Origin of the sequence: Fuscovulum blasticum DSM 2131 (assembly GCF_003034965.1) — a bacterium.
GTDB classification, from domain to species: Bacteria; Pseudomonadota; Alphaproteobacteria; order Rhodobacterales; family Rhodobacteraceae; genus Pseudogemmobacter; species Pseudogemmobacter blasticus.
This window is the reverse complement of sequence record NZ_PZKE01000008.1, coordinates 121,837-138,658: the sequence shown is the minus strand read 5'-3', so window position 1 is coordinate 138,658 and position 16,822 is coordinate 121,837. Positions and strand designations below refer to the sequence as shown.

Annotated in this window: 18 protein-coding genes and 1 tRNA gene; 10 read left to right on the top strand and 9 right to left on the bottom strand. The window is 67.0% G+C overall.

From position 1 onward, the window contains the following. Positions 1 to 36 precede the first annotated feature (36 nt). Positions 37 to 495, top strand: coding sequence for a hypothetical protein (locus tag C5F44_RS10230; RefSeq protein ID WP_228156810.1), 459 nt, complete (start codon positions 37 to 39; stop codon positions 493 to 495). A 216-nt stretch (positions 496 to 711) separates the two neighbouring features. On the opposite strand, the gene rnd is transcribed toward C5F44_RS10230, so the two are convergent. Further along, the gene (gene rnd / locus C5F44_RS10225) at positions 712 to 1,869 is read right to left on the bottom strand and encodes a ribonuclease D (RefSeq protein WP_107673431.1); all 1,158 of its coding nucleotides are present in this window, start codon (positions 1,867 to 1,869) and stop codon (positions 712 to 714) included. A 121-nt stretch (positions 1,870 to 1,990) separates the two neighbouring features. Continuing rightward, positions 1,991 to 3,094, bottom strand: coding sequence for an NADH:flavin oxidoreductase (locus C5F44_RS10220; protein WP_107673430.1), 1,104 nt, complete (start codon positions 3,092 to 3,094; stop codon positions 1,991 to 1,993). Between the two features lie 97 nt (positions 3,095 to 3,191). Here C5F44_RS10220 and C5F44_RS10215 point away from each other — a divergent pair, with 97 nt between their 5' ends. Further along, positions 3,192 to 3,602 carry a winged helix-turn-helix transcriptional regulator gene (locus C5F44_RS10215; protein WP_228156811.1) on the top strand — a complete coding sequence of 137 codons (411 nt, stop codon included), beginning with the start codon at positions 3,192 to 3,194 and terminating at the stop codon, positions 3,600 to 3,602. Continuing rightward, on the top strand, positions 3,599 to 3,979 hold the full coding sequence (locus C5F44_RS10210) for a YbaN family protein (protein WP_107673429.1): 381 nt from the start codon (positions 3,599 to 3,601) through the stop codon (positions 3,977 to 3,979). The genes C5F44_RS10215 and C5F44_RS10210 overlap by 4 nt, the downstream gene beginning before the upstream one ends. On the opposite strand, the gene purN is transcribed toward C5F44_RS10210, so the two are convergent. Together purN and purM are read right to left on the bottom strand one after the other, a co-directional pair. Next, the gene (purN, locus tag C5F44_RS10205) at positions 3,976 to 4,578 is read right to left on the bottom strand and encodes a phosphoribosylglycinamide formyltransferase (protein ID WP_107673428.1); all 603 of its coding nucleotides are present in this window, start codon (positions 4,576 to 4,578) and stop codon (positions 3,976 to 3,978) included. The two genes, C5F44_RS10210 and purN, sit on opposite strands and share 4 nt — an antisense overlap. Next, on the bottom strand, positions 4,575 to 5,630 hold the full coding sequence (purM, locus tag C5F44_RS10200; RefSeq protein WP_412917542.1) for a phosphoribosylformylglycinamidine cyclo-ligase: 1,056 nt from the start codon (positions 5,628 to 5,630) through the stop codon (positions 4,575 to 4,577). The genes purN and purM overlap by 4 nt, the downstream gene beginning before the upstream one ends. Positions 5,631 to 5,774: 144 nt before the next feature. On the opposite strand from purM, the gene C5F44_RS10195 reads away from it, so the two are divergent. Both C5F44_RS10195 and C5F44_RS10190 read left to right on the top strand, forming a co-directional pair. Beyond that, a tRNA-Ile gene (locus C5F44_RS10195) sits at positions 5,775 to 5,850 on the top strand. Positions 5,851 to 5,868: 18 nt separating this feature from the next. Further along, entirely contained in the window at positions 5,869 to 7,251 is a 1,383-nt protein-coding gene (locus C5F44_RS10190; RefSeq protein WP_107673426.1) for an NAD(P)/FAD-dependent oxidoreductase, read from the top strand. A 6-nt stretch (positions 7,252 to 7,257) separates the two neighbouring features. Here the strand turns inward: C5F44_RS10190 and C5F44_RS10185 are convergent, their stop codons facing one another. From C5F44_RS10185 to C5F44_RS10170, 4 genes are all read right to left on the bottom strand, one after another. Beyond that, on the bottom strand, positions 7,258 to 7,725 hold the full coding sequence (locus C5F44_RS10185) for an MmcB family DNA repair protein (RefSeq protein ID WP_107673425.1): 468 nt from the start codon (positions 7,723 to 7,725) through the stop codon (positions 7,258 to 7,260). Between the two features lie 339 nt (positions 7,726 to 8,064). Next, positions 8,065 to 8,931: a DUF481 domain-containing protein gene (locus tag C5F44_RS10180; RefSeq protein ID WP_107673424.1), complete on the bottom strand. Its 867-nt coding sequence runs from the start codon at positions 8,929 to 8,931 to the stop codon at positions 8,065 to 8,067. A gap of 236 nt (positions 8,932 to 9,167) precedes the next feature. Beyond that, positions 9,168 to 10,049, bottom strand: coding sequence for a LysR family transcriptional regulator (locus tag C5F44_RS10175; protein WP_107673423.1), 882 nt, complete (start codon positions 10,047 to 10,049; stop codon positions 9,168 to 9,170). A gap of 178 nt (positions 10,050 to 10,227) precedes the next feature. Further along, a complete protein-coding gene (locus C5F44_RS10170) occupies positions 10,228 to 10,548 on the bottom strand; it encodes a hypothetical protein (protein WP_107673422.1) in 321 nt (106 codons plus the stop codon). Between the two features lie 195 nt (positions 10,549 to 10,743). Here C5F44_RS10170 and C5F44_RS10165 point away from each other — a divergent pair, with 195 nt between their 5' ends. After that, on the top strand, positions 10,744 to 11,229 hold the full coding sequence (locus C5F44_RS10165) for a hypothetical protein (RefSeq protein WP_107673421.1): 486 nt from the start codon (positions 10,744 to 10,746) through the stop codon (positions 11,227 to 11,229). Here C5F44_RS10165 and C5F44_RS10160 read toward each other — a convergent pair. After that, positions 11,226 to 11,666: an NUDIX hydrolase gene (locus C5F44_RS10160; RefSeq protein ID WP_107673420.1), complete on the bottom strand. Its 441-nt coding sequence runs from the start codon at positions 11,664 to 11,666 to the stop codon at positions 11,226 to 11,228. The genes C5F44_RS10165 and C5F44_RS10160 overlap by 4 nt on opposite strands. Before the next feature lie 119 nt (positions 11,667 to 11,785). On the opposite strand from C5F44_RS10160, the gene C5F44_RS10155 reads away from it, so the two are divergent. The 4 genes from C5F44_RS10155 (at position 11,786) to C5F44_RS10140 (ending at position 16,801) form a co-directional block, all read left to right on the top strand. Continuing rightward, on the top strand, positions 11,786 to 12,790 hold the full coding sequence (locus tag C5F44_RS10155; RefSeq protein WP_107673473.1) for a ligase-associated DNA damage response exonuclease: 1,005 nt from the start codon (positions 11,786 to 11,788) through the stop codon (positions 12,788 to 12,790). Then, on the top strand, positions 12,787 to 14,418 hold the full coding sequence (locus C5F44_RS10150) for an ATP-dependent DNA ligase (RefSeq protein ID WP_107673419.1): 1,632 nt from the start codon (positions 12,787 to 12,789) through the stop codon (positions 14,416 to 14,418). Before C5F44_RS10155 ends, C5F44_RS10150 begins: the two co-directional genes overlap by 4 nt. 83 nt (positions 14,419 to 14,501) lie before the next feature. Further along, positions 14,502 to 16,325: a M3 family oligoendopeptidase gene (locus C5F44_RS10145; protein ID WP_107673472.1), complete on the top strand. Its 1,824-nt coding sequence runs from the start codon at positions 14,502 to 14,504 to the stop codon at positions 16,323 to 16,325. Then, on the top strand, positions 16,322 to 16,801 hold the full coding sequence (locus C5F44_RS10140; RefSeq protein WP_181318246.1) for a GNAT family N-acetyltransferase: 480 nt from the start codon (positions 16,322 to 16,324) through the stop codon (positions 16,799 to 16,801). The genes C5F44_RS10145 and C5F44_RS10140 overlap by 4 nt, the downstream gene beginning before the upstream one ends. The last annotated feature ends 21 nt before the right edge of the window (positions 16,802 to 16,822 follow it).

The window sequence follows — 16,822 nt, the reverse complement described above, 5'->3', positions numbered from 1 at the left end:
GGTGCGCTAGCCAGTGGACAGAAGATGGAGACGCCCATGAACCGCCGCACCTTCGCGCTGTCGCTGTCGCTGGCCCTTGCCGTGGGCGGTTGCGCCCGCGTGCGCAGCAGCAAGCTCAACCCGTTCAACTGGTTCGGCCGGTCCGAACCGCGCGAGCAGGTCGCCCTGCCCGCCGCCCCGCAGGATGCGCGCAACCTTGTCGGTGAAGTGGTGTCGATGGCGGTCGAACCGCTGCCCACCGGCGCCATCGTTCGCGCCACCGGGCGCACCCCGACCCAGGGCTGGTGGAACGCCGAACTGGTGGCGCAGCCGGTCACCGAGAACGGCCTTCTGGTGCTGGAGTTCCGCATCCTGCCCCCGGTCACCCGGACCGATGTGAACCTGCCCCAGTCGCGCGAAGTGACGGCGGCGCTGTCGCTGTCGCAACGCAAGCTGGAAAACGTGCGCGAGATCGTCGTGCAAGGCCAGTCGAACGCCCGCAGCTCCCGCCGCTGAGGTTTGCAGCGCCCACGGGCGGGGGCGCTGCCCCCGCACCCCAGGGATATTTAGGGACAGATGAAAGGGCATGGGCCGCCCTGTCTTTCATTTGTCGAGAAATATCCCCGCCGGAGGCAACCGCCCGAGCCGGTTGCGCGCTTGCGCGCAGAGGCGAGAGGAAAGGCGTGCGACCGTGCCTTGCGCGCGCGCGGCAAAGGCAAGGTCGGGCCGGGGTCAGAGCCGGACGACGCGCACTTCGGTGCCTTTGGCTGACAGGGCAATCTCGCCACGGCACAGGCGCAGCGCATCGTCGCCAAAGGCTTCGCGGCGCCAGCCTTGCAAGGCGGCCCCGTCGCGCCCGCCCGCGGCGATCGCATCCAGATCGGCGGACGAGGCGATCAGCCGCGGCGCCACGCCCAGTTGTTCGGCCTTGGCCTTGAGCAGCACCCGCAGCAGATCGGCCAGCGCGCCGTTCACCTGGGGCGCATCGCCCTGCGATTCGACCTTGGGCATGTCCTCGGGCCGCATCTCCAGCCCGCGCTTGACCGCCGCCAGGATGCCTTCGGCGATCTCGGGCTTGCGCCCTTCGCGCATCAGCAACCGCGACCGGCCCAGTTCTTCGGCGTTTTGCGGCCGGGTCGAGGCCAGTTCCAGCAGCGCATCATCCTTCATCACCCGTGACCGGGGCACGTTCTGGGTTTGCGCATAATGTTCGCGGAACCGCGCCAGTTCCTTGACCACCGCCAGGAAACGGCCCGAGCTGGTGCGGGTCTTGATCCGCTGCCAGGCGTCATCGGGGTGGACGGTATAGGTGGCCGGGTCGGTCAGGATCGCCAGCTCTTCCTCGACCCAGGGACTGCGGCCGTTCTTGCGCAACTGGTCGGACAGCCATTCGTAGATCACCCGCAGATGGGTGACATCGGCGATGGCATAATCCTTCTGCGCCTCGCTCAGCGGGCGGCGCGACCAGTCGGTGAAGCGGCTGGTCTTGTCCAGACCGGCCTTGGCAATCTTCTTGACCAGCGTCTCATAGCCGACCTGTTCGCCAAAGCCGCAGACCATGGCCGCGATCTGGGTATCGAACAGCGGTTTCGGGAACACGCCCCCTTCGACGAAGAAGATCTCCAGATCCTGCCGGGCGGCGTGGAACACCTTGACCGTCGCCTCGTGGCGGAACAGGTCATACAGCGGTTCAAGGCTCATCTCGGCGCCCTCGATCGGGTCGACCAGAACCGCCTCACCCTCTTTGCCGGGCAGCGCCATCTGCAGAAGGCACAGCTTCGACCAGTAGGTTCGCTCTCGCAGGAACTCGGTATCGAGGGTGACGTAGGGGCCCGCCTTGGCGGCCTCGCAGAAGGCGGCAAGGTCTTCGGTCGTTGTGATCGTGCGCATGGGCGTCTTTCGTCCGGGTTCGCGGGGGTATCCCGCCATCCCCGCTATAGGCGCGGCGGGGCGGGATGGGAACCCTCTCGCCGGTGTGCGGGGCCGCATTTCGCGGCCCCGGCGACGGATTTCACACAAGTTCCGCCAGATCGGCGGCGGCAAAGCCCTTGGCCCCTGCCCCGGCCTGCACATGGCGCACCCAGTCCGGGTCGCTGATCAGGGCGCGACCGACGGCGATCAGGTCGAACTCCTCGCGCTCCATCCGGGCAACCAGCTTGTCCAGCGGGCTTGCCGGTGCACCTTCGCCACGGAAGGCCGAGAAGAACTCGCCATCCAGCCCGACCGAGCCGACGCTGATCGTCGGCTTGCCGGTGATCTTCTTCGCCCAGCCGGCGAAGTTGAGCCCGTCCTCACCGTCGATCTCGGGGAATTCGGCCACCCAGAACTTGCGCTGCGAGCAATGGAAGACATCCACGCCGGCCTCGGACAGCGGACCAAGCCAGTCTTCCATCTCGGCCGGCGTCCGGGCCAGACGGGCGGTGTAATCCTGCTGCTTCCACTGCGACAGGCGCAGGATCAGCGGGAAGTCCGGCCCGATGGCCGCACGGGTGGCCTTGACCACCTCGACGGCAAAGCGGGCGCGTTCCCGGATCGTCGCGCCCCCCCAGCGGTCCTGCCGGACGTTGGTGCCATCCCAGAAGAACTGGTCGATCAGATAGCCATGCGCGCCGTGCAATTCGGCCACGTCAAACCCCAGCCGCCTGGCATCGGCCGCAGCACGGGCATAGGCGGCGATGGTGTCGGCGATGTCTTCCTCGCTCATCGCGCGGCCGCGCGCATCGCCGGGGCCGACCAGTCCCGAGGGGCTTTCGACCGGCAGATCCGGTTCCCAGCCGGCGCGGGTTGATCCGGTGTGCCAGATCTGCGGCCCCATCCGGCCGCCGGCGCCATGCACCGCGTCGATCACCGATTTCCAGCCCGCAAGCGCCGCCTCGCCATGAAACAGAGGAATGTTCGGCAGGTTGCGCGAGGTGGGACGGTCAATCACCGTGCCTTCCGACAGGATCAGCCCCACCCCGCCCGCCGCCCGGCGGCGGTAATAGTCGGCGTTGCGGGCAACCGGGGTGCCGCCGTCGGTCATGTTGCGTGTCATGGGCGCCATGACGATGCGGTTCTTGAGCTCCAGGCCCTTGAGTTGGAACGGGCGGAAAAGCACATCGGTGCTACGGGTCATCACAATTCTCCTTTTCGCGGATGCGGCATAGGTATATTCTAGAAACCTGGTGTCAATCAGGCACCTGAACGACACCAGGTCACCCGGAGGTAACCGCATGAACATGCTGCAGACCGCGCAGCCCGCCACCTCGGTCTGGAACAGTTCCTGCATGGCGCATTTCCATGCCGAATGTCCTACGCGCGAACTGTTCGACCAGATCGTCGACAAATGGTCGGTCATGGTGCTGGCGGTGCTCGAACACGCGCCGCAGCGGTTCAACGCGATCAAGCGGTCGCTTGAAGGCGTGTCACAGAAATCGCTGACCCAGACGCTGCGCCGGCTGGAACGCAACGGCCTGGTGCATCGCCGCGTACTGGCAACGTCGCCCGTGGCGGTGGAATATGCGCTCAGCGATCTGGGCTGCACGCTGCTGCCGGCCTTTCGGACACTGTATTACTGGGTCAAATCCTCGATCCCTGCGGTCGAGGCGGCGCGGGCGGCCTTTGACCGTGCGGCCGCGGAATGACGGGCTGGACGCCGGCCCGCGCCTTGTGGTTCGCGGGCGGGCTGGCGGCGCTACTGCTGGCGCTGGTCGGCGTGGTGCTGCCGCTTCTGCCAACCACACCCTTTGTCATTCTGGCCGCTGCCTGTTTCGCGCAATCCTCGCCCCGGCTGCATGACTGGCTGCTGGGGCATCGCGTCTTTGGCCCGGCGATCCAGAACTGGCGCGATCACCGGGCGATCCCGCGCAAGGGCAAGATTGCCGCCGTGATCGCCATGGCTGCCGCCTTCGGCCTTAGCGTTGCGTTGCGGCTGGCGCCATGGGTTCTGGTGGCGCAAGGCACGGCGCTGTCGGTGATGGCGGGCTGGATCGTGACCCGCCCTTCGGGACCGCGCGCCTAACCCAGCAGAACCGGCGTGCGGTCGCCTGCCGCAAAGCGGCGCAGCACCGCCGGATAAAGCCGGTGCTCCTGCACCAGAACGCGCGCAGCCAGGCTGTCGGCGGTATCGCCCGGCAGGACCGGCACCCGCGCCTGGCCCAGAACCGGCCCGGCATCCAGATCGGCCGTCACCTCGTGCACGGTGCAGCCGGCCTGCGCATCGCCCGCGTCCAGCGCGCGCTGATGGGTATGCAGGCCCGGATAGGCCGGCAGCAACGACGGGTGGATGTTCAGCATCCGCCCGGCGAACCGCGCCACAAAGGCCGGTGTGAGCACCCGCATGAAACCGGCAAGGCAGACCACATCGGGGCTGGCCTCAAGCAAGGGCTGCAAAAGGGCGGTTTCAAACGCCGCGCGGTCGCGGCCGAAAGGGCGATGATCTACCGCCGCCACAGGCACATCCAAGGCGCGCGCCCTGTCCAGCCCCGAGGCGGCAGGATCGTTCGACAGCACCAGCACCGGCCGCGCCGGATGATCGCCGGTCATGCTTTCGACCAGCTTCACCATGTTCGACCCGCCGCCCGAAATCAGGATGGCAACGCGCCGTGGTGCGGCTGTCACAGCAGGCGGCCCTTGTAGACGACGCCTTCACCTTCCACGACGCGGCCAATCTCGGTGACCGTCTCGCCCGCCTCGCGCAGCACCTGCGCCAGCGCCTCGGCCCGATCCGGGGCCGCCACGACGATCAGCCCGATGCCGCAGTTGAAGGTCTTGAGCAATTCGGCCTCGGCCATGTTCGCGGTGCTGGCAAGCCAGCGGAACACCGGCGGCAGTTGCCAGGACGACAGGTCAATCTCGCAGGCCAGCCCTTCGGGCAGCACGCGCGGCGGGTTCTCGGTCAGGCCGCCGCCGGTGATATGGGCCAGCCCATGCACCCCGCCCGCCCGCACCGCCGCCAGAGCCTGCCGGACATAAAGCCGCGTCGGCGCCAGCAGCGCCTCGCCCAGTGTGCCGGACGAGAACGGCGAGGGCGCGTCCCAGCCCAAGCCCGACAGTTCCACCACCTTGCGCACGAAGCTGTAGCCGTTGGAGTGAACCCCGCTGGACGCCAGACCCAGCAGCACATCCCCCGCCGCCACGCCGCGCGGCAGGTCTTCGCCCCGCTCCATCGCGCCCACGGCAAAGCCGGCAAGGTCGAAATCGCCCTTGTGATACATTCCCGGCATTTCCGCCGTCTCGCCGCCGATCAGCGCGCAGCCCGAATCGGCACAGCCCTTGGCGATGCCCTCGATGATGCGGGCGGCCTGATCCACCTCCAGCTTGCCGGTGGCGAAATAGTCCAGGAAGAACAGCGGTTCGGCGCCCTGACAGACCAGATCGTTCACGCACATGGCCACCAGGTCGATGCCGATCGTGTCCACATTGCCGGTGTCGATGGCGATCCGCAGCTTGGTGCCGACGCCATCGGTCGCCGCGACAAGAACCGGGTCGGTATAGCCCGCGGCCTTAAGGTCGAACAGCGCGCCAAAGCCGCCAAGCCCGCCCATCACGCCCGGCCGGCCGGTCGATTTGGCGGCCGGCTTGATGCGGTCGACCAGACGGTTCCCGGCGTCGATGTCCACGCCCGCATCGGCATAGGTCAGCCCGTTATGCCCCGTCTTTTCCTTGGTCATCATGCCCGCTCCTGCCATCGACCCGCCGTCGCGGACGCCTTACGCGTTTTGCCCGCAAGGCGCAACAAAGCGGCGCAGTCCCCGGGCGTTTCCGCCCCTTCGACTTGACCCTTCGGCCGCATCTGCTACCCAAGTCGGCAGCGTGGGCCTGTAGCTCAATGGTCAGAGCTGGGCGCTCATAACGCCTTGGTTGGGGGTTCGAGTCCCTCCGGGCCCACCAGAACCTTGCGGGGGTGCCATGCAACCGGATCGGGTGGGCGACGTTTCCTTCTGGTATGCCGATATCGGCCTTCCCGCCCGCCGCCCCGCCCTGCCCGGCGATGCCGAGGCGGATGTCTGCATCATCGGCGCCGGGTATACCGGCCTCTGGTCGGCCTGGTATCTGAAACAGGCCGATCCTTCGCTGCGCATCATCGTGCTTGAGAAAGAATTTGCCGGTTTCGGCGCCTCGGGGCGCAACGGCGGCTGGCTGACGGGCGGCTTTGCCTGGAACCACGCCCGCTATGCCGAAACCGGCGGCACCGATGGTGTTCGGGCCATGGTCGCCGCCATGAACGGCACCGTGGATGAGGTGATCCGCGTGGCCGAGGCCGAGGGGATCGACGCCGACATCCGCCGCACCGATGAGCTGATGGTCGCGGTCAACCCCGCGCAGGCGGTGCGCCTGTCCGAGGAAGTGGCCCACCGCCGCCGCTGGGGCGAGGAAGACCGCGTGTTCGAGATCGGCGCAGGGGAAACCCGGGCCCGCCTGAACATTCCGGGCGCGGTCAGCGCCATGGTGGTGACCAATGTCGCCCGCGTGCAGCCGGCAAAACTGGTGCGCGGGCTGGCCAAGGCGGTGGAACGCGCCGGCGTCCGCCTGTTCGAAGGCACCACCGTCACCGCCCTGCATCCGGGCCGGGTGGAAACCGATCATGGCATTGTCCGCGCCCGCGCCATCCTGCGCTGCACCGAGGGCTTCACCGCCGGCCTGCCCGGGTTGCGGCGGGACTGGCTGCCGCTGAATTCGGCCCAGATCGCGACCGAGCCACTGCCGCCCGAGGTCTGGGCGGAAATCGGCTGGGACGGGCATGAGATCGTTGGCGATTTCGCCAATGCCTATTGCTACTGCCAGCGCACCCGCGAAGGCCGCATCACCGTTGGCGGCCGGGGCGTGCCCTATCGCTTCGGCTCTTCGCTGGACAGCAACGGCGCCCCCGACGCCGAAACGATCCGGCGGCTGGTGGCGATCCTGCATCGGCACTTCCCCGTAACGCGGCAGTTCCGCATTGCCCATGCCTGGTGCGGTGTGCTGGGGGTGCCGCGCGACTGGTGCGCCACCACCGGCTTTGACCGCGCCACCGGCATCGGCTGGGCGGGCGGCTATGTCGGCGTCGGCGTCTCGACCTCGAACCTGGCGGGGCGCACGCTGGCCGATCTGGTGCTGGACCGGCAAACCGACCTGACCCGCCTGCCCTGGGTCAACCGCAAGACCAGGCTATGGGAGCCCGAGCCGCTGCGCTGGCTGGGGGTCCATGGCATGTATGCGCTGCTGAATGCCGCCGACCGGGCCGAGGCGCGACCGGGTGTCACCGCGCCCTCGTGGCTGGCTGGACTGGGCAACCGCCTGACGGGGCACTGAGGCAGTCTAAAGCCGCCCCTCGCCCGCCGCGCCCATCGGATCGCGCAGCGCCTGCAAGCGCAGCGCCGCATGGCGGGCAAAGGCCTGCGTCATGGCCTTGCGCCGCGCGCCGGCCAGCGGCGTTTCCGGCGCCATCCGCAGGATTTCGGCGTCATAGGCATCCGCCAGCATCAGCCCGGTGCCTTCGGGCAGCAGGTCGGCCGGGAAATCGGCATCGACCGCCCAGAAGAAACGGTCGCAATAGTCCAGATAGCCCTGCCACTTGCGGTCGGTGCGGAAATCGTCGCGGCAGGATTTGCACTCGACCACCCAAAGCTCGCCCTTCGGCCCCAGGGCCATGATGTCCACGCGCAGGCCGGTGGCCAGAACCATCTCCTCGACACAGGCAAAGCCCAGGGCACGCAGGCCACGCGCCACGCCGCGTTGCAGCCTTTGCCCCGGCAGGGCGGGAAGAATATCGGTCTCGCTGTCCATGGCAAAAAGATGAACTAAAGGTGAACATCTGTCCAGCCCCGCCGGGCTGGCGTTGACGCCGCTTGCGCCATGCCCCCCCGCGCCCTACATCTTGCGGAGGCGGGTGCTGCTCTTCGCGTGTTGGGGTCCATTTTCCAGTGGCCGATAAGCAAGCGAACGGGGGCTGGCTCTGCCGGGGTCCTGGCCTCGGTATCTGGCGCCCACCTGAGACCTCTGGCTCTCGGGAAAACCACGACCACCCACGGTTGCTGCGGGCCCGCCACCCTAGCCGACATGGACATGAAAAAAGGGGCGGATTGCTCCGCCCCGAGGTGCTCATTGCATCCGTGAAGGCTGTTCTCAGAAGCCGAAGACGACCGAGATACCCAGCTTGTTATCGGTCTTGATCGCCCGGCTGTCGTTGTATTCCGACAGGTAGCTCATCCGGGTCGAGATCGCGTCGGTGATCTTGAAGTTCACACCGAAGTCATTGTTGGCCCGCAGCGCCGAATCCGAGTTCAGGATGTCGGTGTCATTGGTCAGGAACACGTTGTCGTTGATCTTGTAGAAGAAGCGCGACGACACAATGCCGGCCCCTTCGGTTTCCGAACGCCCATCGCCGTATTCCAGGTAGCTCACACCGATACCGGCCTGAACGCGCCAGGCCATGTCGGGGGTGTTCACGATGCGGTAGCCCGGACCGAAGCCAAGGAAGCCGTCATGCTTGACCTTGTCGGCCAGCGTGACGCCATCGGCCAGTTCGGTCGCGGTCAGCTCGTCCGCCATGCCGTCCGACTGGATACGACCCAGCACGAAGCCATAGACGTGATCGGTGAAGTAGTAGTTCACGTCATAGATCGCGAACACGTCCTTCTTGGTCGCGCTGCCATCCGTTTCCGAATAGTCCAGCGCCGCGCCAATGGTCTGCACCAGCGGACCGGCCCCGTGACGGATGCGCAGGCCCAGCAACAGGTCTTGCGACTCGTTGTTGCCGGTCTTGCCCGAGTAGCCCAGCGAGGCGCTGCCGCTCAGACCCTGACGGGATTCCGGGCTGCCGAAACGGGCGGCGTCTTCCGCGCGGGCCATGTCATCGGCCACATCGCGTTCAATGTCATCAATGCGGTCATCCAGGTTCGAGATCCCGACCAGATCGCTTTGCGCGAAGGCGGGAACGGCCAGCGAGACGGCCAGGATCGAAGCGGTTGCCAGAAGCGAAACGTTTTTCATCGCAACTCCTATTCACAGCTGCTGCCAGTCGGATCATCCGTCTGGCTTGCATGGAGCTGATCTAATCGCTTGCGGCGGGAACGGAACATTTGGCAAACTTGAGACATCGTCCAGAATTACTCGTGGCACATGGCCTTGATTTTCCGTCAAATTTCACCCGAAGCCGTGCCGAAGCAAAAGGAAAGGGCCGGAAACGCCTGATTTCCGGCCCTTTCTCGCGATTGCAGAAAACAGCCTCAGATCATGTCCAGCAGCTCGGCTGTGTCCTCTTCGGCCTGCGCCACGACCTCGGCCAGTGTCCCTTGTGCAACATCCAGCAAGTCCCCGCCGATGTCTTCGCGCCAGATCGACCATGCGGAATGGGCAAAGACCGGCGCGTCGGACACAAGATGCAGGCGTCCCTGATCGACATACCGCTTGGCATAGCGTGCCGGCAGGTAGGCTGCGAAGGGGCGTGAGCGGATGAACTGTGCCGTGACGGACCCCAGCGCCAGCACCAGCCGGCAATCGTGCAACTGCGGCAATGCCTCTTCATGCGCCCGCATGAATTCGGTCCCCCAGTCGGCCAGGGCATAGCGCCCGGCCAGTTCGCCGATGCTCGCGCCTTCCCAGGGGGCAACCATCACCAGTTGTTCCTCCATCAGCGGTTCGGTACGCAGACCGGCCCGCACCACCGGCGCATAAGACAAGGCCACCTGCACTGTCCCGCTCAGCACCATCTGGGCCAGCGCGTCGGGTTGGCCCATTTCGGCACGCAGCGACAGGTCGGGCCGTGCCAGGCGCAGCCGGTCAAACCAGCGAAAGCCGAAACGCGGCCACAAGGTTGCCTGCGCCCCGACCGCGAACGAGGCGCTTGCCTCTTCGGCGGCACTGACGCGCTGGCGGGCCTGTTCCCAGTTGCGCAGGATGGTCAGCGCAAAGCTGCGGAATTCGCGCCCCGCCGCGGTCAGCGTGACGCCATCCTTCGAGCGGAGGAACAGCGGGCGCCCCATCTGCTCTTCCAGACGCTGGATGCGCAGACTGACGGCGGATTGCGTGACAAAAAGCCGTTCCGATGCGGCGGCGAAAGACCCGGAAGCAGCCACTTCGACAAAGCTGCGGATCAGTTGAAGTTCCATTCGGACACCATTCAATCAGGACAGTCCGCCGAAATACGACAGGCGGTGTCAAACGGCCATGCCGGATCAGGGGCCATGGACCGGCAGCCGCCGACCCGCCGCGTATCAGGTCACGAACGGCAATAAATCGCTACAGAGATGTCGAGAACTGTGATCAGGCCGAGAAACGGCCCGGGGTTCAGCGCCGCTTGGCGGCGCCCTTCGCCGGGGCCGGGACCACAACACGCACCGGAATCGGCGCCACATGCTGACGCAGGCCGCCCTTCGGGCCGTCGTCGCTTTCGGCCATCATCATCACCCGCAGGGCAAACTGCACGCCGGCAAAGATGATCCCGTTGAACACGATCAGCATGACCAAGGCGACAAGGCCCATGTCCGACCCAAGGATCAGCCGGCCCACCCCCATGACATCCTGCCAGACCAGAACGCCGGCAAAGGCGGCGGCAAGACCAAAGCCGATCGCGACGGACTGGATGTAAAGACGGATCAGCTTGGGCATCGGGACGACTCCGCACAGGTTACACAGAAGCTAGGCGCGGCTTTCGCCGCTGTGAAGCCCTCACAGCGCGGCCACGGCGAAAAACACACGAAAAACACCGAAATCCGGGGACAGCGCAGAAAAACCATGCAAGACTGAACCCGTATTATGCAATTGCCCCGATATTGCCTCCTTTATTTTATGACTCTCTGGCGCATGTTGACCACCGACGGCCCCACAATCCTTTTCCGCGAAGCGCCACCCACGCCGGAGTTGCGGCTTTTCGCACTGGTTCTGGCGCTTGGCATCGGCCTGATCCTTCCGGCCATATTCGTTGTGAACGTCACGCGGGAAACACCCGTTTCCCATCTGTTGCTGGTGGGCGGGATCGTGGTCGCCACCGTCAGTCTGGGCGGGTTCTTCCTGCGGCTGGCCCTTGTGGGCGTGGCGGAGCTGCGGCTTGATCCACAGACCGGCCTTGCCACCCGCGTCCTGCGCGGCCCGCTGGGGCACCGCTGCGACCACTTTCCCTTGTCCGCGCTTGCCCCGCCCGAGGTGTTCGTCCGCCCGTCCGAGGATGGCGATGTTCCGATCCTGCGGCTGCGCTTGCCGAACGGTCGTCCGCTGGACGCCGCCTGCTATCATTCACTGGCCGAGGCCGAAGCGTGGCGCGACCGTATCCGGCGGCTTCTGCCGGCCTAGGCAGGCGTCAGACCGGCAACCCGCCGCGCCAGACTGGCGACATCCGCACTCAGGGCCAGGGCTTCCATGTCGTCCAGCGCAACCCAACGCGCCGCAAGCGCATCGTCCGCCGCCACCGGCTCGCCCGACTGCCAGTCGCAGATCACGGCCACCAGCGCGAACTGCCGCCGCAAGCGGCCGTCCGGATCGTGATCAAAGGCATCCAGCGCATCGAACACCCGAAGCGCGCGGGCCACGACGCCGGTTTCTTCCAGCAACTCGCGCTCGGCCGCGGCCAGCAGCGTTTCGCCCAGATCCACCTTGCCGCCCGGAAAACCCCACAGACCTGCATCCGGCGGGTTTGCGCGTTGCACCAGCAGGGCCTTGCCATCGCGGATCACCACCGCCAGCACGGCAAGGATGGGACGCGGATCGGCGGGCGGCAGGGCAGTCGGCATCGGCAGTCTCCGGCGCGGAAGGGGCCGTGCCCGATACCATTGCCGCCCGCCTGCGCCAAGCCTGACAGCCCGTCTGCCGGCGCCCTTGCGGGCGACCGGCCCCATGCTACCTTTCCATGATGGCCGCCGACCTGCTGACCCTGACGCCCCAGGGGCTTTACTGCCCGGACGGGGATTTCCACATCGACCCTTGGCGCCCGGTTTCCCGCGCCCTGGTGACACATGGCCATTCCGACCACGCCCGCCCCGGCATGGCGGCCTATCTGACCACCCCGCAGGCCCTGCCTGTCATCCGCCATCGGCTTGGCGCGATCACCGCCCAGACCCTGCCCTATGACCAGCCCCTGTCGATCAACGGGGTTACCGTGTCTTTCCACCCGGCCGGACATGTTCCCGGCTCGGCCCAGATCCGGGTGGAACACCGGGGCGAGGTCTGGGTTGTCTCGGGCGACTACAAGACCGAACCCGACGGTCTGGCCGAACCCTTCGCGCCGGTGACCTGCCACACTTTCATCACCGAATGCACCTTCGGCCTGCCCGTGTTCCGCTGGCGCCCGCAGATGGAAACCGTGGCCGAGATCGCCCGCTGGTGGGCCGCCAATGCAGCCGCCGGCAAGACCTCGCTTCTGGCGGCCTACAGTTTTGGCAAGGCGCAGCGACTGCTGGCCGCGCTGCCGCCGCTGGGGCCGATCCTGACCCATGGCGCAGTCGAGGAGGTGAACCAGATCCTGCGCGCCCAGGGCTATGCCCTGCCACAGACGACCCGCGTCACCCCGGACATCACCGGCAAGACCCATCCCGGCGCGCTGGTGCTGGCGCCGCCCTCGGCGCTGGCCACCCCATGGGCACGCCGGTTCGAACCGGCCGAGGAAGCCATGGCCTCGGGCTGGATGGCGGTGCGCGGCATCCGCCGCCGCCGCGGCCTGGGCACCGGCTTTGCCCTGTCGGACCATGCCGACTGGGACGGGCTGCTGGCCGCCGTCCGCGCCACCGGGGCCGGTCGCGTTCGTGCCACCCATGGCTATACCGAACCCTTCGCCCGTGCCTTGCGCGACCTTGGCCTGCAGGCCGACACGCTGCAGACCGAATTCTTGGGCGACGATGCCACGGGGGACGGGGCATGAAGGCCTTTGCCGCCCTGTTCGCCGCTCTGGACGGCACATCGTCAACGGCGGCCAAGACGGCGGCGCTGGCCGAGTATTTCCGCACGGCCCCCGAAGCGGATCGGGTCTGGACCATCGCGCTGTTGTCCGGGCGGCGGCCGCGGCGGGCGGCAAGCTCCACCGAATTGCGCCTCTGGGCGGCCGAGGCGGCGGGTGTGGCGGACTGGCTGTTCGAGGAAAGCTATGCCGTGGTCGGCGATCTGGCCGAGACCATCGCCCTGATCCTGCCGCCACCCGCAACCGCCGCCCCACCTCCGGCGTTGTCGCTGGCCATGTCGGGGCTGATCGCGCTGACCGGCCAGCCCGCCGAGGCGCGGCGCGCGGCGATCCTGTCGGCCTGGGCCACGCTGCCGTCGACCGAGCGGTTCCTTTACACCAAACTTCTGACCGGGGGGTTCCGCATGGGGGTCAGCCAGGGGCTGATGACCCGCGCGCTGGCGCAGGCGACCGGGCGCCCCGAAGCCGAGATCGCCCATGCCTTGATGGGCGATTGGGAACCCGCCCGCACCAGCTTTGCCGCGCTGGTTGAACGTGCGGCAGAGGGGCCGGACAGCCGGCCCTATCCCTTTGCGCTGGCTTCGGCGCTGGAAGGCGGCCCGGACGGGTTGGGTGCCCCTTCGGACTGGTGCGCAGAATGGAAATGGGATGGCATTCGTGGCCAGTTGGTTGCCCGCCCCGGCGCCTTTGCCCTGTGGAGCCGGGGCGAGGAACTGATCACCGACCGCTTTCCCGAGTTTGCCCCACTGGCGGACTTCCTGCCCGCAGGCACGGTGATCGACGGCGAGGTGCTGGCCTGGGACACGACGACCGGCCAGCCGCAACCCTTTGCCGCCCTGCAACGGCGGATCGGCCGCAAGACGGTGCCGAAGGTGCTGCTGCACGAGGCACCGGCGCGGCTGCTTGCCTATGACCTGCTGGAAGCGGGGGGCCAAGACCTGCGCGCCCTGCCCCTTGCCACCCGCCGCGCCCGGCTTGAGGCGCTGCTGGCGGGCCTGCCCGCAGACCTGCCCTTGGCCACATCGCCGCTGCTGGCCTTTTCCGACTGGGCCGCGCTGACCGCCGCCCGCGTCACCGCCCGCGACCACCGGGCAGAAGGGCTGATGCTGAAACGCGCGGGCAGCGCCTATGTCGGCGGGCGCAAGCGGGGCGACTGGTGGAAGTGGAAGCTCGACCCGTTCAGTGTGGACGCAGTGATGGTCTATGCGCAGGCCGGTCACGGGCGGCGGGCGAACCTTTACACCGATTTCACCTTTGCCGTCCGCGATGGCGATGCGCTGGTGCCCTTTGCCAAGGCCTATTCCGGGCTGAGCGATGCCGAGTTCGCCGAAATCACCGCCTGGGTGCAGCGGCACACGCTGGAACGCTTCGGCCCGGTGCGGCGGGTGCCGCCGGAGCTGGTGTTCGAGATCGCCTTCGAGGGGATTCAGGAAAGCCCGCGCCACAAGAGCGGCATTGCCTTGCGGTTTCCGCGCATGGTCCGCTGGCGGCGCGACAAGCCGGCGGTCGAGATCGACACCATCGAGACGCTGCGCGCCTTGCTGGCGGCGGCGGGGGGCCGTCTGCCCCCCGCACCCCCCGAGGATATTTGAAGACAGATGAAAGGGCAGAAGGGTTGCAGGCAGGCGGGTCGCGCGCCTAGATGACGGACAACGCCGATCAAAGGAATTCCGCGATGACCCTTCCCCTGTCCCGCCCTGTCTTCGATGCCAATGCCTCTGGCGGGGGCTTCGGGAAGTTGCCCGAATGGGATCTGACCGATCTTTACAAGGCGCCCGACGCACCGGAATTCGCCGCCGACATGGAGTGGCTGGGGAAGGCCTGCGCCGCGTTCGCGGCAACCTATGAAGGCAAGCTGGCCGGGCTGGATGCGGCGGGGCTGCTGAAGGCGGTGCAGGATTATGAGCAGATCGACGTGACCGCCGGGCGGATCATGTCCTATGCCGGGCTGCGCTACTATCAGAACACCATGGACAGCGAGCGGGCCAAGTTCATGGCCGATGCCGAGGGCCGGGTGACCGATGCCACGACCGCGCTGGTGTTTTGGAGCCTTGAGTTCAACCGCCTGGACGATGACCATCTGGCGCGGCTGCTGGCGGCGAATGGCGATCTTGCGCGCTACAGGCCGGTGTTCGACCGGCTGCGGGCGATGCGGCCGCACCAGTTGTCGGACGAGCTGGAGCGGTTCCTGCATGACGAAAGCGTGGTCGGGGCCAGCGCCTGGAACAAGCTGTTCGACGAGACCATGGCAGGGCTGATGTTCGCGGTTGAAGGCGAGCCGGAAGAGCTGAACCTGGAAGCCACGCTGAACCTGCTGACCGACCCGGAACGGCCCCGGCGAGAGGCGGCGGCGCGGGCACTGGCGGCGGTCTTTGACCGCAACATCAAGCTGTTCGCGCGCGTCCACAACACGCTGGCGAAGGAAAAGGAAATCCACGACCGCTGGCGCAAGATGCCCAGCCCGCAATACGGCCGCCACCTGTCGAACCATGTCGAGCCCGAGGTGGTGGAGGCACTGCGCAATGCCGTGGTGGCCGCCTATCCGAAACTGTCGCACCGCTACTACCGGCTGAAGGCGAAATGGATGGGGCTGGACAGGTTGCAGGTCTGGGACCGCAACGCACCGCTGCCGATCGAGACGCCGAAGACGGTGGACTGGGCCAGCGCCGAAAAGACGGTGACCGAGGCCTATGCGGCCTTTGATCCGCGGATGGCGGATCTGGCGGCGCCGTTCTTCAAGAAGGGCTGGATTGATGCGGGGGTCAAGCCGGGCAAAGCGCCGGGGGCCTTTGCGCACCCCACCGTGACGACCGTCCATCCCTATGTGATGCTGAACTATCTGGGCAAGCCGCGCGATGTGATGACGCTGGCGCATGAACTGGGCCACGGCGTGCATCAGGTGCTGGCGGCGGGTCAGGGCGAATTGCTGTCGGCCACGCCGCTGACCCTGGCCGAGACGGCCAGCGTCTTCGGCGAGATGCTGACCTTCCGCAAGCTGCTGAACGAAGCGAAGACCCCGGCCGAGAAGAAGACCCTGCTGGCCGGCAAGGTCGAGGACATGATCAATACGGTCGTGCGCCAGATCGCCTTCTACGATTTCGAATGCAAGCTGCACGCGGCACGGGCCGAGGGCGAGCTGACCCCCGACGACATCAACGCCCTGTGGATGAGCGTTCAGGCGCAGTCCCTTGGCGATGCCTTCGACTTCATGGACGGGTATGAAACCTTCTGGGCCTACATCCCGCATTTCGTGCATTCGCCCTTCTACGTCTATGCCTATGCCTTCGGCGACGGGCTGGTGAACGCGCTGTATGCGGCCTACGAATCCGGGCTGCCGGGGTTCCAGGACAAGTATTTCGAGATGCTCAAGGCGGGCGGGTCGAAGCACCACAAGGAATTGCTGGCCCCCTTCGGGCTGGACCTGTCGGACCCGTCGTTCTGGGACAAGGGGCTGAACATGATCGCGGGCTTCATCGACGAGCTGGAAGCGCTGGAGTGATCCGTCTGGTCGCCCTGTCCGCCGCCGAAAGGCGGCGGGTGGCGCATCTGCGGCCCGCACCGGGGCAAGAAACCTTTGTCCGCGACGGGGCTTATGCCGCAGCGGAGACCGACCCCCTGCTGGACCTCTATGCCATCGAGGAGGACGGCGCGGTGGTCGGCATGTTCAAGCTGGACCGCGGTTATGCCGACGCACCGCGCCATGACTTTGCCCGCGCGGGCGATCTGGGGCTGCGCGGGGTTCTGGTCGATCCCGCCCATGAGGGGCGCGGCATCGGCCGCGCGCTGCTGACCGCCCTGCCCGATCTGGTGCGCGCGTCCTATCCCGGCTTCCGCCGGTTGGTGCTGACGGTCAATCTGCGCAATACCCGGGCACGGGCGGGCTATCTCAAGGCCGGGTGGCGCGATGACGGCGGGATCTATCATGGTGGCGACAGGGGGCAGCAGCATATCCTGTTCCTGCCCCTGGATGTCTGACGTTACGTCGCGATTTGCCTC